Source organism: Bradyrhizobium mercantei (assembly GCF_001982635.1).
Taxonomy (GTDB): domain Bacteria; phylum Pseudomonadota; class Alphaproteobacteria; order Rhizobiales; family Xanthobacteraceae; genus Bradyrhizobium; species Bradyrhizobium mercantei.
On sequence record NZ_MKFI01000011.1, the window covers coordinates 156,728 to 171,344 of the forward strand.

The 14,617-nt window shown below is 65.3% G+C and carries 14 protein-coding genes; 3 read left to right on the forward strand and 11 right to left on the reverse strand.

The window, feature by feature from the left end; genetic code table 11:
• Positions 1–88: 88 nt before the first annotated feature.
• A complete protein-coding gene (locus BI327_RS37905) occupies positions 89–1,051 on the forward strand; it encodes a LysR family transcriptional regulator (RefSeq protein ID WP_076866648.1) in 963 nt (320 codons plus the stop codon).
• Between the two features lie 381 nt (positions 1,052–1,432).
• Here BI327_RS37905 and BI327_RS37910 read toward each other — a convergent pair whose 3' ends face one another.
• From BI327_RS37910 to BI327_RS37935, 6 genes are all read right to left on the reverse strand, one after another.
• Positions 1,433–2,401, reverse strand: coding sequence for an ABC transporter ATP-binding protein (locus BI327_RS37910; RefSeq protein WP_076866650.1), 969 nt, complete (start codon positions 2,399–2,401; stop codon positions 1,433–1,435).
• A complete protein-coding gene (locus BI327_RS37915; protein WP_089025710.1) occupies positions 2,398–3,378 on the reverse strand; it encodes an ABC transporter ATP-binding protein in 981 nt (326 codons plus the stop codon). Before BI327_RS37915 ends, BI327_RS37910 begins: the two co-directional genes overlap by 4 nt.
• Positions 3,375–4,292, reverse strand: a complete 918-nt coding sequence (locus BI327_RS37920) for an ABC transporter permease (protein ID WP_076866655.1) — start codon at positions 4,290–4,292, stop codon at positions 3,375–3,377. The genes BI327_RS37915 and BI327_RS37920 overlap by 4 nt, the downstream gene beginning before the upstream one ends.
• Positions 4,258–5,214, reverse strand: a complete 957-nt coding sequence (locus tag BI327_RS37925; RefSeq protein ID WP_076866657.1) for an ABC transporter permease — start codon at positions 5,212–5,214, stop codon at positions 4,258–4,260. Before BI327_RS37925 ends, BI327_RS37920 begins: the two co-directional genes overlap by 35 nt.
• 137 nt (positions 5,215–5,351) lie before the next feature.
• Entirely contained in the window at positions 5,352–7,142 is a 1,791-nt protein-coding gene (locus BI327_RS37930; protein ID WP_076866658.1) for a peptide ABC transporter substrate-binding protein, read from the reverse strand.
• A gap of 333 nt (positions 7,143–7,475) precedes the next feature.
• Entirely contained in the window at positions 7,476–8,894 is a 1,419-nt protein-coding gene (locus BI327_RS37935) for a M20 family metallopeptidase (protein WP_076866660.1), read from the reverse strand.
• A 264-nt stretch (positions 8,895–9,158) separates the two neighbouring features.
• Here BI327_RS37935 and BI327_RS37940 point away from each other — a divergent pair, with 264 nt between their 5' ends.
• On the forward strand, positions 9,159–9,590 hold the full coding sequence (locus BI327_RS37940; RefSeq protein ID WP_076866662.1) for a hypothetical protein: 432 nt from the start codon (positions 9,159–9,161) through the stop codon (positions 9,588–9,590).
• 13 nt (positions 9,591–9,603) lie between these two features.
• On the opposite strand, the gene BI327_RS37945 is transcribed toward BI327_RS37940, so the two are convergent.
• From BI327_RS37945 to BI327_RS37965, 5 genes are all read right to left on the reverse strand, one after another.
• Positions 9,604–10,695 (reverse strand): mandelate racemase/muconate lactonizing enzyme family protein, encoded by a 1,092-nt coding sequence (locus BI327_RS37945; RefSeq protein ID WP_076866664.1) that lies wholly within the window; start codon positions 10,693–10,695, stop codon positions 9,604–9,606.
• 157 nt (positions 10,696–10,852) lie between these two features.
• Entirely contained in the window at positions 10,853–11,065 is a 213-nt protein-coding gene (locus BI327_RS37950) for a hypothetical protein (protein WP_076866666.1), read from the reverse strand.
• 380 nt (positions 11,066–11,445) lie between these two features.
• A complete protein-coding gene (locus tag BI327_RS37955) occupies positions 11,446–11,820 on the reverse strand; it encodes a response regulator transcription factor (protein ID WP_076866667.1) in 375 nt (124 codons plus the stop codon).
• Complete coding sequence (locus tag BI327_RS37960; RefSeq protein ID WP_076866750.1) at positions 11,817–12,683, reverse strand: S1C family serine protease; 867 nt, start codon at positions 12,681–12,683, stop codon at positions 11,817–11,819. Before BI327_RS37960 ends, BI327_RS37955 begins: the two co-directional genes overlap by 4 nt.
• 97 nt (positions 12,684–12,780) lie before the next feature.
• On the reverse strand, positions 12,781–13,824 hold the full coding sequence (locus BI327_RS37965) for an AraC family transcriptional regulator (protein ID WP_076866751.1): 1,044 nt from the start codon (positions 13,822–13,824) through the stop codon (positions 12,781–12,783).
• Positions 13,825–14,087: 263 nt separating this feature from the next.
• On the opposite strand from BI327_RS37965, the gene BI327_RS37970 reads away from it, so the two are divergent.
• Positions 14,088–14,537, forward strand: coding sequence for a cupin domain-containing protein (locus BI327_RS37970; RefSeq protein ID WP_050424788.1), 450 nt, complete (start codon positions 14,088–14,090; stop codon positions 14,535–14,537).
• Positions 14,538–14,617: the final 80 nt, after the last annotated feature.

Here is a 14,617-nt window from a genome sequence, read left to right on the forward strand (position 1 = left end):
GTTGGCGGCGCGAACCTGCCGAACGGCGTGACGGCGCACAAACGATCATTTATACAACGAGGCATGAGAAAAACTTGGTCATGACGCCATGCGCCGGCATCTCCCGCTGAACGCGTTGCGCGCCTTCGAGGCCTCCGCGCGGCTGTTGAGCTTCACCCGCGCGGGGATGGAGCTGCGCGTGACCCAGACCGCGATCAGCCACCAGGTCAAGCAGCTCGAGGATCTGCTGGGCGCGAGCCTGTTCCGCCGCCTGCCGCGCGGGCTGGTGCTCACCGACGAGGGGCTGGCGCTATTGCCGGTGCTGTCTGACACGTTCGATCGGATCGGGGCCGCGATCGATCGCATCGAGGCCAAGGGCACGCGCGAGGTCGTCACCGTCGGTTGCGTCACGACGTTTGCGACCGGGTGGCTGCTGCAACGGGTCGATCGCTTCAAGCGCGCGCATCCCTATATCGACCTGCGGCTGCTCACCAACAACAACCGCGTCGACATCGCGGGTGACGGGCTCGATCTCGCACTGCGCTTCGGCGACGGCTCGTGGCACGGCACTGAGGCGATCCATCTGTTGTCCGCACCGCTCTCGCCGGTGTGCTGCCCCGATGCTGCGGCCCGGCTGCGCAAGCCGTCCGATCTCGCGCAGGAATTTTTGCTGCGCTCCTACCGCGCCGAGGAATGGCCGCTGTGGTTCGCGGTGGCCGGCTCGCCGTGTCCGAAAATCCAGGGGCCGATCTTCGACAGCTCGGTTGGCATGGCCGAGGCGGCGGCACGCGGTGTGGGCGTCGGGCTGGTGCCGATCGCGATGTTTGAAAATGAGCTGGCGTCGGGCCGGCTCAAGCGGCCGTTCGCGGCCGAGGTGCCGGCGGGGTCGTACTGGCTGACCTGGCTGAAGTCGCGCGAGGTGACGCCGGGCATGCGCGCGTTCCGCGACTGGCTGCTCGACACGCTGCGAGCGGAAGTGAATGAGAGCGAGACCGGCGCATCGGCTCCGCAGCCAAGGGCGAAGGCCAAGGCCAAAGCCAAAACGAAGGACGTAAAGAAGTCGCGGCGCTAATCTAAGACCCGTCATCCCCACGCAACGGCTTTGCCGTTGTCGCTGGAGGTGCGAGCGAAGCGAGCCTCGAAGGATGAATCGGCCACTGACCGGGCCGTCGACCCTTCGAGGGCCGCTGAAGAAGCGGCCACCTCCAGCGACAAAGGCGAAGCCTTTGCGCGGGGGTGACGGTGAGGGAGCGGCGCTGCCAGACTAGCGGATGCGCGCAAGCTGCTGCGGCGAGCGGTGCTCATACGACTTCGGAATATTAGAAATGTAGCCCTGAGTTGCCCGACGTGTCAAGCCGCCCGGTCGGACGCCGGCGGCCGCCAGCGCCTTTGCATGGGGTTGATTTCGATATTTTGGTCCCGGCAAGCGGAGCAGGTCGAGGCAGCCTGCGACCTAAGCCAGATGGCACGCCACGAAGTGCCCGTTGCGTCCTTCGAGCAGCTGCGGCGCCTCCTGGCGGCAGCGCTCTTCGGCGATCGGGCATCGCGTGTGGAAGTGACAGCCCTTCGGCGGATTCATCGGGCTCGGCACGTCGCCCTTCAGGCGGATGCGGTCGCGCTTCGCCTTGGGATCCGGCACCGGCACCGCCGACAGCAGCGCCTTGGTGTAGGGATGCTGCGGGTCGCGATAGAGATCGCTGGCCTTGGCGAGCTCGACGATGCGGCCGAGATACATCACCGCGACGCGGTCGGAGATGTGCTCGACGACCGAGAGATCATGGGCGACGAACAGATAGGTCAGGTTCAGCTCGGCCTGCAGGTCCTCCAGCAGGTTGATGACCTGGGCCTGGATCGAGACGTCGAGCGCCGAGACCGGCTCGTCGCACACGATCAGCTTCGGCTCCAGGGTGAGCGCGCGGGCGATCGCGATGCGCTGGCGCTGGCCGCCGGAGAATTCATGCGGGTAGCGTCGCATGTGCTCGGCCTTCAGCCCGACCTTGACCAGGAGGCTTGCGACGCGGTCCTCGCGCTCGCTGGCCGAGCTCACGAGGTTATGGATGATGAAGGGCTCGGCGAGGATCGCGCCGACCGTCATGCGCGGATTGAGCGAGGCGAACGGGTCCTGGAACACGAGCTGCATGTTGCGCCGCATGGCGCGCAAATCGCCGCCGCCGAGGCCCGTCACGCTCTGGCCGTCGAACACGATTTCGCCGGAGGTCGGCTCGATCAGCCGCAGCACGCAGCGGCCGGTGGTCGACTTGCCGCAGCCGGATTCGCCGACCAGGCCGAGCGTCTCGCCGCGGTTGACCGAGAACGACACGCCGTCGACCGCATAGACCTGGCCGACCTCGCGCGACAGCAGGCCGCCCAGCACCGGAAAGTGCTTCTTCAGATTGGAAACGCGCAGCAGCGGTTCGCTCATGACGCGTCTCCGAGGTGGCAGGCCATGCGATGGCCGGGGGCGATCTCGCGCAGCCGGGGCTCCTTTTCGGTGCAGATGCTCATGGCGTATTTGCAGCGCGGAGCAAACCGGCAGCCGGGCGGCGGATTGATCAGGATCGGCACCGAGCCGCCGATCGCCTCCAGCCGGGTCTTGTGCTCGGCATCGAGATCGATGCGCGGGATCGAGCGGATCAGGCCCTTAGTGTAGGGATGCCCGGGATTGCCGAACAGCTCGTCGACCGGCGCCTCTTCCACCACCTTGCCGGCATACATCACCACGACGCGCTGCGCGGTCTCGGCGACCACGCCCATCGCGTGCGTGATCAGCATCACCGCCATGCCGAAGCGTTCCTTCATGTCCTGCAACAGGTCGAGGATCTGCGCCTGGATGGTGACGTCGAGCGCGGTGGTCGGCTCGTCGGCGATCACGAGCTTGGGCCGGCAGGCCAGCGCCATCGCGATCATCACGCGCTGGCGCATGCCGCCGGAGAACTGGTGCGGATAGTGGTGCACGCGGCCCGCGGCGTTGGGGATCTGCACCAGCTTCAGCATGTCGATGGTGCGCTCCAGCGCCTGCTTCTTGGTCACCGCCTCGTGGCGGCGCAGGCTCTCGGCGATCTGCTCGCCGATCGTCAGCACCGGATTGAGCGAGGTCATCGGCTCCTGGAAGATGAAGCCGATCTCCTTGGCCCTGATGTCGTCGAGTTGGTGGCTCGACAGCGGCACCAGGTCGCGGCCCTCGAAGATGATCTCGCCTTCGACGATCTTGCCGGGCGGCATCGCGATCAGCTTCAAAATCGACATCGCGGTGACGGTCTTGCCGCAGCCGGATTCGCCGACCACGCACAGCGTCTCGCCGCGGTTGATCGAGATGTCGACGCCGTCGACCGCCTGCAGCACGCCGGCGTCGGTGGTGAAATGGGTTTTCAGGCCCTTGATGTCGAGCAGCGCCATCAGATCACCTTGCGCGCATCGAGCGCATCGCGCAGCCCGTCGCCGATGAAATTGATGGCAACGACCGCGATGAAGATCGCGCCGCCCGGAAACAGCGCCCAATGCGGGCCGATGTCGAGAAAGTCCTTGGCGTCATAGAGGATGCGGCCCCAGGTCGGCGTATCCGGCGGGAAGCCGAGGCCGAGGAACGAGAGTGTCGATTCGGCGATGATCGCGGCGGCGACGTCGATCGTACCGGCGATGATCACGGGCCCGAGCGCGTTGGGCAGGATGTGACGCACCACCTGGCGCACCGGGCTCGCGCCGAGCGCACGCGCCGCCTCGACGAACTCCTTCTCGCGCAGCGACAGGAACTGGGCGCGCACCAGGCGGGCAACCGGCATCCAGCGCAGGCCGCCGATCACCAGCACGATCAGGATGAAGATGCCGCCTTCCGGGCCGAACACCGCCTTCAGCCCGTCGCGGAACAGATAGATCAGCATCAACAGCAGCGGCAGTTGCGGCAGCGACAGGAACAGGTCGGTCAGCCACATCAGCACGTAGCCGAGCGCGCCGCGCGACATGCCGGCGAGCGCGCCGATCAGCGTGCCGACGAACACCGAGACCAGCATCGCGGCAAGGCCGACCGCGAGCGAAATCCGCCCGCCATAGATCATGCGGGCGAGCAGGTCCTGGCCGAGATCGTCAGTGCCGAACGGATGCGCCAGCGACGGCCCCTGCATGCCGGCCAGCACGTCGATGTCGCTGATCGAGACGCGCCAGACGAACGGGCCGATCACGACGGCTGCGATCAACAGCAGCAGCAGCACGGCGCTGACCACGGCCGGCTTGTGCCGGCGGTAGCGCCGCCAGGTTTCGCGCAAGGGCGAATAGCCGCGCCGCTCAGCGGAAGGAGATGCGAGGGTCAAGCCAGCCATAGAGGACATCTGCGATCAGGTTGAACAGCACCACGAGACACGCGAAGACGAAGGTCACGGCCATCACGACCGGCGTATCATTGGCGAGGATGGAGGAGATCAGGAGCGAGCCGATGCCGGGAATCCGGAAGATCTGCTCGGTGACGATAGCGCCGCCGAACACGGCGGGCATTTGCAGCGCGATCAGCGTGACCACCGGGATCATCGCGTTGCGCATCACATGCTTGACGATCACCTTGGCCTGGCCGAGGCCCTTGGCGCGGGCGGTGGTGACGTAGTCGAGCCGGATCACGTCGAGCATCGCCGAGCGCACGAAGCGGGTCATCGACGCCGCCTGGAACAGGCCGAGCACCATCACCGGCATGATCGCCTGACGGATCATCTCGATCGCCCATTTGATCCCGCTGCCCGGCACCTCGGTGTAGACGAAGGGCAGCCAGTCGAGCTTCACGGAGAAGACCAGGATGAACAGGATGCCGGTGAAGAAGGTCGGCAGCGAGAAGCCGATGAAGGCAAACGTGTTGGCGAGCTGGTCGAAGATCGAATAGGGCCGGGTGGCGGCATAGACGCCGACCGGGATCGCGATCAGGAGCGCCAAGAGCTGCGAGGAGCCGACCACGTAGAGCGTGGTCGGCAGCCGTTGCAGGATCAGGGTGTCGACATCGACCCGGCTGACGAAGGAGAAGCCCCAGTCGCCCTGCGCCATCGCGGCGAGCCAGTGCAGGTAGCGGAGATAGATCGGATCGTCGAGGCCGAATTTGGCGCGCAGTGCGGCCTGCACCTCGGGCGGCACGTTCGGATTGGTCGCGAGCTCGCTGAACGGGTCGCCCGGCGCGAGCGCCAGCACGACGAACAGGACGAGCGAGATGCCGAGCAGGCTCGGGATCGCGATCATCAGGCGACGCAGGATATATTGACTCATCGAGAGATCATCTAACTAACGCTCGCACCTTGAGCACGTTGATTTCGCTTCCAGTCGAAAGGCGAGCTTCACCTCGCCCCGCGTGCGGGGAGAGGGAGGAGATGCACCCATTCAAGTCAGAGCCTGCCTCACACGGCTCAGGCTTCACGATACCAGTCTTGCAGATTGTCGGTTTGGTTGGCCCAGCCGGACAGCGCGGGCCGCACCGTATTGGAGCAGGCTTCCACCGCGAGGCGATGCATCACCGGGATCACCACGGTGTCCTGCCACATCAGATCGTTGCACTTGATGTAGAGGTCGGCGCGCTTGATCGGATCGGTCTCGGTGTCGGCGGCGTCGATCGCGGCGTCGAAATCCTTGTTGACCCAGCGCGGGAAGTTCTGCCCCTGCCACTTGTTCTCCTTGGTGGCGACATTGCGCGACAGATAGCGGCGCATGTGCAGGGCCGGGTCGGGCTGCGTCATCGGGATCTGGAACATCTCGATGTCGGCGTAGAACTTGGAATAGGTGTCGGGGTTGGCGACGTCGGAGGAGAAGAACACCGAGGCCACCACCGATTTCAGCTCGACGTCGATGCCGGCCTTCTGGCAGGCCTGCTTGACGATCGCCTGGGTCTTCTGGCGTGGACCGTTGATCGAGGTCTGGTAGAGCAGCTTCAGCTTCTTGCCGTCCTTCTCGCGGATGCCGTCGGCGCCTGGCTTCCAGCCGGCCTGGTCGAGCAGCGCGCTCGCCTTCTCGACCGAGAATTCCCATTTGGTGTTCTTGGAGACGAACTCCTCGGGGCCGTTGAGATAGTTGGCGGTGGTGCGGCCGGCGCGGCCGTAGATCGCCTTCTTGACGGACTCGCGGTCGACCAAAAGCGCCAGCGCCTTGCGCACCGCCGGATCCGACAGGATCGGATGCTTGGTCTTCATCGACGAGCGCTCGCCGTCGACCTCGGTGTTCGGGTCGGTGAAATTGATGGCGATGAATTCGATGTCGCCGCCGACGGCGTAGAGCGTCTTGCCCTTGCCGCCCTTTTCCAGCCGCAGCAGCACCTCGTCCTCGACCTGGATGTTCCAGGCGAAGTCATATTCGCCGGTCTGGATCACGGCGCGCGCCGCCGACACCGCGTCGCCGCCGCCCTTCATCTCGATGGTGTCGAAATAGGGCCGGTTCGGCATGTGGTAGTCATTGTTGATTTCGCCGCGGATCAGGTCGCCCGGCTTGAACTCGACGAATTTGTAGGGGCTGGTGCCGACCGGCTTGAGGTTGTTCGGCGCCTCGCGCGACTTGCTGCCTTTGTATTCGGCGAACAGGTGTTTCGGAATGATGCAGCCATAGGCACCGACGAAGGCATTGGCCCAGAACGGCGTCGGATCCTTGAACTTGATGCGGACCGTGAGGTCGTCGACCTTCTCCACGGTCATGTTGGAATAGGTGCCGCTCGAGACGGCTGCGGTCGCGGGATCGCTGGCATATTCCCAGTTGAACACGACGTCGTCGGCGGTGAAGGGCTTGCCGTCATGCCATTTGACGCCGGGCTTGAGTTTCCACACCACCGTCTTGGCATCGGCGGTGAGGCCGCCGTTCTGGATCGACGGGATTTCCGCGGCGAGGATCGGGTTGAGATGGCCGTCGACGTCCCAGCTTGCGAGCGGCTCGTAGAACAGCCGCGAGCCGTCCTGGTCCTTGGTGCCGGTGGCGAAATGTGGATTGAGCAGCGTCGGGCCCTGCCACCACAGAAGCTTCAGCGGACCGCCGCCGCCGCGCTTGGTCGGCTTGTAGGGATTGGGGCTCTGCGCCATCGCGACGCCGCCGATTGCGAGAATCTGGTTGGCCATCGGCGCGGTGAGGCCGACGGCAATCATTCGCTTGACGAAGGCACGGCGATCCATTCGCCCGTCCTTCACGTCGTCGATCATGCCTCGCAGATTGTTGTCGAACATAGTCCCCTCGGTCCGGCTCACGTGTGATTGCGGCGGCCGTGGAACCGGCCGCCGTGCTGGCGGCAGATGGCACACCGAATGACCGCGAAGGTCAACGTCTGCCGAGGTCCAGCGCCTAGGTCTTTTGGCTATCGCTTGTGCAGAACCTCCCCGCTACGCACATCGGTTCAGCATATCGGTGCCAAAGCGCTGCTATGCGCGCCTCGCACTGCGGAAAATTTGTTCGTTATCCTTTGTTCCGAGATGCTTTTTTGCCACGCAGCAGTTGTTCTCGCGCTCAGTGGCTGCCGGCCTGCGCATCGCTGCGCAGGTCCGGCCCTTCAGATGCGGCGCTCAGGCGACCGACATGTCCAACGGCGGTGCAACATTCGCCGGCAGCGGACTGACATAGGGCGTGCGGGTGGTCCGCTTCTTGAGGTCGGCCTTGGCGGCCGCGATCAGCTCCGGCTCCAGCAGCGCCTTGACGCCGAGACCGGCCATCGCCTTGGCGGCCTGCACCATCGCCTTGTGCGCGGCAGGCGTCTTGCCCTGCGCCACAACCTGCCAGGTGTGGAACGGCGTGCCGATTGCAACCGTCGGGGCATGAACCTGTACGGTCGGCACCACCCAGCTGACGTCGCCGACATCGGTCGAGCCGATCAGCGGATTGCGCTTGGCGTCGATCGGCACCAGGAAATCCGCCAGCGGCCGGTCGGTCGGCTCCATGCCGATCGCGTAGTACACCGAGGCGATGTCCTTGTCGGTCAGGGTTGCGCGGATCTTGCCGGCGAAATCCTTGTCGGCATCGTCGAAATGCGGCGGGCCGAGGTCTTCCATGATCCGGTGCAGCGTCTCTTCCAGCGGCGTGTTGGGCAGGATGTTGGAGACCGCGGAGATGATCTTCATCTCGACCTTGGTCTCGGTCATCAGCGCTGCGCCCTGCGCGATCTTGTGCACGCGCTCGACCAGCTCGTTCATGCCGGGCAGGTCGCGGGCGCGGATCGAGTAGCGCACCCGGGCATGGGCCTGCACGACGTTGGGCGCGATGCCGCCGGTGTCGAGCAGCGCGTAATGCACCCGCGCGTCGCTCGGCATGTGCTCGCGCATGTAGTTGACGCCGACATTCATCAATTCCACCGCATCGAGCGCGCTGCGGCCGAGATGCGGCGAGGCCGCCGCATGCGAGGTGCGCCCGGTGAAGATGAAGTCGGCGCGGGTGTTGGCGAGCGACGGCGTCACCGCCACCTCCCAGAAGCTGTGCGGATGCCAGGTGATGGCGATGTCGGCGTCTTCGAACGCGCCACAGCGCACCATGAAGGCCTTGGCCGCGCCGCCTTCCTCGGCGGGGCAGCCGTAATAGCGCACCCGGCCCGGCACCTTGTTGGCGGCGAGCCAGTCCTTCACCGCGGTGGCGGCGAGCAGCGCGGAGGAACCGAGCAGATTGTGGCCGCAGCCATGGCCGTGGCCGCCGCTCTCGACCGGACGATGCTCGGCGACGCCGGCCTCCTGGCTGAGGCCGGGCAGGGCGTCATATTCGCCGAGGAAGGCGATCACGGGTCCGCCTTCGCCCCATTCGCCCATCACCGCGGTCGGAATGTCGGCGACGTTCTCGGTGATGCGGAAACCCTGATGGCGCAGTTCGGCCAGATGTTCGGCGGATGAGCGCGCCTCGGTGTAGCAGACCTCGGGCATCGCCCAGACCCGGTCGCTCAATTCGATGAAACGCGGCTTGATCGCGTCGACGCCGCGCCAAACATCACTACGGTTGTCCATTTGCTTCGGTCCCTTAACTCGCTAGGCGATCTGAAGCGCGAAAGGCTAGCAGCTTGGTGTGGGCGCGCCTAGGGCACATGCTTGCAGAGCCGATCCGCAACTATGTCGTCCGGCTTGGTTTCAACGGCGGATATTCCCGGCATGTCGAATTGTGTCTGCCAAGGCTCCAACAGCCAATGGTCCGACATTGCGAAAGCGACCCACGTATAGTACCCATGCCGCAATGCCCGTTGAAGTAGAATGGGTCGCGAGAGAGGAAGTGATATGCATCGGATACTCGCCGTGGTCACTATCGCGATCTTCACCTTGATAATGACGGGTTTCGCACGCGCGGAGAAAATCTACTATCTTCACGATCCTGGCGGCAACACCGCCGCGCACATCTTCAAGTACCAGCAAGTCAATGCTGAGTATGATCGCGTGGTGATCGATGGTCGCTGCAAGTCGTCTTGCACGACGGTCCTGGGGACCGTTCCCCTCAACAAGATCTGCATTACCCCGAGCGGCTACTTCATGTTTCACGCGGCGCATCACGGCGACCGCAGTCTGAACCCCGGCGAGACCCAGCTCATGATGTCGGCCTATGCGCCCGAGGTTCGCGACTGGGTGATGCGGCACCACGCGCTCGAACAGGTGGACCCTTACACATATCTCTACGCCCGGGATGTAAGATTCATCCGCCACTGTAGTCGATAGCCCTGCCGTCGCTTCATCCCGCGCTGAGCCGCTCCAGGCCTGTCCAATCGAAGGCGATGCCGTGTCCCGGCCGGTCCGGAGCGATCGCCATTCCCTGCTCGAGAACCAGCGGATTGGCGATGTAGCGGTCGAGGCCGAAGCCGTGCGCCTCGAGATATGACCGGTTCGGGCATGCCGCCAACAGATGCACGGTGATGTCATGCGCGCCATGGCTGGTCACCGGGATGTTGAAGGCCTCGGCGAGCCGGGCGATCTTCATGAAGCTGGTCACGCCGCCGCAATTGGTGACGTCGGGCTCGGCATAGGACAGCGCGCCGCCGGCGATATAGGGCTTGAACTCCCACAGGCTGCGTAGGTTCTCGCCGGCCGCGATCGGCACGCCGCCGGCCTGCAGGATCCTTGCGTGTCCCGCGACGTCGTCGGGAATGGTGGGCTCCTCGAGCCAGGTCAGGTCGAACGGCTGCAAGGCACGCGCGGCGCGGATCGCTTCCTCCACGGTCCATTTCATGTTGGCGTCCGCCATCAGCGGAAACTCGTCGCCGAGATGGCTGCGCATCGTCTTCACGCGCGTCACGTCGGAGGCGAGGCTCGGCCGGCCGACCTTCATCTTGATCGCGCGAAAACCCCTGGCGAGATTGTCGTCGGTCTGCTTCAGCAAGCCATCCAGCGGCAGATCGAGATCGATGCCGCCGGCATAGCAGGGCACGCGGCAATCGAAACCGCCGAGCAGTCGCCACAGCGGCAGCGACGCCCGTCGCGCCTTGAGATCCCACAACGCGATGTCGAGCGCGGACAGCGCAAGCACCGTCGGCCCGCCGCGGCCGCCATAATGCAGCGTCCACCACACTTTGTGCCAAAGCTGCTCGGTGTCGTCGGCCTCCATCCCGCGCGCGATCTCGCTGATTTCGCGGCGCAGGATATCGGCGATGGCGCCGCCGTTGCGGCCGACCGTGTAGGTGTAGCCGGTGCCTTCCGCGCCGTCGGCATCGCGCGCGCGGATCGTGACGAGCTCGAACGCCGTGATCTCGCCATGCGTGCTGTCACTCAGCACGACCGGAAGCGGGATCTTGTAGAACCCGATGCTGAAGTCCTTGAGGTTGGCCACGCCGGAACTCCTAGTCGTCGCGATGTGATGTGCAACGCGACTTAGAATTCCAAAAGCTACTGGAAGCCGCAACCGTTTCCAGCGGAATGGCTGCGTTGAGAGATCATCCTGCCTGCGCGAGGCGCATACGCATCTCGAGCACGCTTCACGCCGTGGCCTAATCGGACTTCTTCGGCTTGTCCCGTTCCGCGCTCTTCAATTCGCGGTCGATCAGCGTGCAGACGCGGCGTTGCGCCAGCAGCCCGAGTCGCACGCGCGTGCTGCCGCGCTTGATCTTGCCGTTGATCTCGAATGACCAGCTCCAGAGGTCGGGTTCGATATTGGTGAGCGTGTATTGAATGTCCCGGTGTCGATCGATCAGCTTCTTCATGCCGTTTCTTCTTGTTGGCTGAAGCCTGCATAGCCAGATCGAAGCGGCGTCTGTATCCGGATGACTACCTACATATTTGGTCTAAGCGTCCGCGCGGCGGAATTTGCGCAATCAGAGCGGCGCAACGAAGAGCAAGGATCGGACGGTTGATGTCGCGATGATGCGAAGTTGTGCCCCATTCTCATCTGTCATCGCCCGGCTTGACCGGGCGATCTAGTACGCCGCGGCCATCGGTTCAACAACGACTGCCTCTGGAATACTGGATCACCCGGTCAAGCCGGGTGATGACACCGCGTGTTTGACGTCTTGATCGAGAACCATCCTCGGTGTCGTCCCTGCGAAAGCAGGGACGACGTGTGGAGAGACCTCCGCGCACGCCCTCACAAATTGATCACCCCGCGCCGTGCCGCATGCGCGACGGCGTCGGTGCGGCCGGTGGCGTCGAGCTTGTCGAGCAGGGAGCCGACGTGAAATTTTGCGGTGTGGACCGAAATCCCGAGCCGCTGCGCGATCATCTTGTTGGATGCGCCCTCGGCCAGCAGCGCCAGCACGTCGAGCTCGCGCGGCGTCAGTTCGAAGTCGCCTGCGCCCGCGGCCTCGCGGTTGCGCGCGACGATTGCGGCCGCAGCCTGTTCGCCCGGCGCGGCAAGCCGCAGGCCGGCGACGCTGCCGAGCAGGGTCGCCAGCCGGTCGGCGAGGGCGGGATCGTCGATCTCGAGCGCAATGACGATGTCAGGGGCCGGCTCACTGCTCACGTCTCGGGCCTCTCGCCGACCGTGACCTTGAAGGTCAACGGCTCGCCGCCGCGATGCACGGTGAGTTCAACGACGCTGCCGACGCTTTGCGGCCCGAGGCCGCGCGACAGCGCCCGCACGCCCGACAGCTTCTCGCCGTTCACGGCAACGATGACGTCGCCCTGGCGGATACCGGCGGCAGCCGAGGGACCGGCCTTGTCGACATTCATCACCATCGCACCGAGGCCGTCGTCGAGACGCACCGGCTGCAACCCGACGCCGAGATATCCGCGCGCGACGCGGCCGCTCTTCTCGAGCTGGGCTGCGACCCGCTCGATCGTCGCCGCCGGGATCGTCAGCACGCGGCGCGGGCCGAGCACCGCCATGCCGAACGGCTCGCCCGCGGCATTCAGCGCCAGTCCACCCTGCTGGCTGTGCCGCAGCCGGACGTCGAGCTCGATCCGCGCGTCGATCTCGCCGCCGCGCAGGCTGCGCCAGGCCGGGCCCGACCGCGCGACCATGCCGAGCCGCGCGATCGGCGCGCCGCGATCGGCCGCGACGATCACCGCGAGGGATCCGAGCGCGGGAATTTCGGTCGACAGCTTGACCGGCGCGACGTCGCCATCGACACGCAGCAATGCGATGTCGGTGGTGTGGTCGCGTCCGGCGACGGTCGCTGACCGGCGGCTGCCGTCGGCGAACTGGATTTCGATCTCGCCCTCGTCGGCCAGCGCTTCGTCGGCGGTGACGATCAGGCCCGCCTTCCAGACGAAGCCGGAGGCGCGCGCGCGATGCGAATGCACGGAGACGATGGCAGGCGCTGTGCGCGCGATGGTCTCCGCAAGGGCTGATGACAGCGAGGCGAGGATGTTCGGTTCGGTCATGGGAAACTCCATTGGCTTCCCTCAATCTGGGATGAGGCGGCCGGCGGCGATACTGGCCGGATGGGCAGGGCCCGGACGAGCCGATCGGAACCGCAGCTCAGCTCAGCCGGTGCAGGGTCGCCTTCGGGCTTTCGCCGAACTTGGCGCGGTAGGCGCTCGCCATCCGGCTCAGATGGGTAAAGCCGAGGTCGAATGCAATATCGACGATGCGTTCGCCCGGCCGTGCCGTCTTGAGGCGGGCGTTGAGATGGGCAAGGCGGATGTCGAGCAGCATCTCGGACACGGTGGTGCCGAAGTGGCGGCGGAAGCCGAGTTGCAGCGCGCGGACGCCGGTGCCCGCGATCTCGGCAAGCTCGGCGAGATCCAGCGGCTCGGTCGCGCGGGACTCCAGATAGGCGCGCACGCGCTTCAAGGCCGCCGGCTGAGCCTCATTGCGGCCGTTGAAGACATCAATCGCCGAGCTCAGGCTGTGCCGCTGGCCGTTGAGCAGCGCGTTGAGAAACTGTTCGCGCCAATCGGCCGCCGCCACCGCGGACAATGTCTTGCGCGGGCCGAGCTGCTCGGCTGTCGTCACCAGCTGCTCGATCCTGGCCGAGAGCGTTTGCCCGAGCAGCCCGCTCAGCGCGACGGCCGGATCAAACTCGACCGGCCGGACCGCGACGCCGCCAAGCGCCGCCGCGCGATGCTCCACCAGTCTGCGGTCGAGCAGAACGATGAGCTGGGCGCAATCGCCGCGCCAGGTCATTTCGGTCGGAATGGTCGGCGACAACAGCGAGGCACAATGTTGCGGCCCGGTGGTGAGCTCGCGCGCGGCGGTGCGGACCGAGGCCGAGCCCGACATCGGCATCTGCAGCAGGAAGAAGCGGTCGAGGCACCCGGGATTGATCGCGACCGATCCGCCATAGGCGACATAGTTGACCGAGAAGCCGTCGAAGTCTGCGCAATTGTGGTGCGCGGAGAAATCGCGCTCGGAATGATCGACCGGCACCAGATCGTGCGGGCAGAAGATGCGGCCGATCGCTTCGGCCGCGTCATCGACACGCGCCGTCGCGACGCGCGCGAAATCCTTGAGCCTTGTCCTCGCAGGATTTGCCCTCGCAGGATCTGCCCTTGCCGAAACCTCGTTGCCAACAGCAGTCACGCCGGTCGTCCGGAGTTGTTTGAGGTCTAAAATATCGGGCAGCGTAATCCATTCGCCGGCAAAGGGGAACGCTGTTTCGTCGCGCAATCTGCCCGATCGGCATGCAGGTGGATGCGACCGCATCGGGCACCAGTCACCCGGATCAACGCTCCCGCATTGCAGCATGATCGCGCCGGGTGCGGATTCGTTTATCGGCTAGACAGCCCCAGCGGCCGGCGACAGGCTCCGTGTCCGCAATGCGCATCAAAACTGGAGAGGCTGACATGGGCACGCTCGAGAAAGGCATTACCCGCACCGGCACCGGCTACGGCGGCAAGACCTGGAATATCCTGGGCCAGGTCTACTATCCCAAAGCGGTCACCGACTCGACCTTCGCGTTCGAGACCAACAGCGATCCCGGCCAGTTCGTGCCGGTGCACATCCACCCGACCCAGGACGAGTTCATCCTGGTGCAGGAGGGCGTGCTCGACCTCAAGCTCGACGGCGTCTGGGTACAGGCCAAGGCCGGCGACCTCGTGCGCATGCCGCGCGGCATTCCGCACGGCTATTTCAACAAGTCGGACAAGCCGGCGCGGGCGCTGTTCTGGGTGTCGCCGATGCAGAAGCTCGAGGCGCTGTTCGACAAGCTGCACAATCTGCAGGATCCCGTCGAAGTGGTGCGCATTTCCGCCGAGCACGAGGTGGACTTTCTGCCGCCGGAAGCCAACGACTAGGCCTGTAGTAGAGAATACGTACGCGAGGCGGCCATCGCCGGAGGGGCCTCCGGCGATGAGGGGGACGCGTGCGCCAGCGA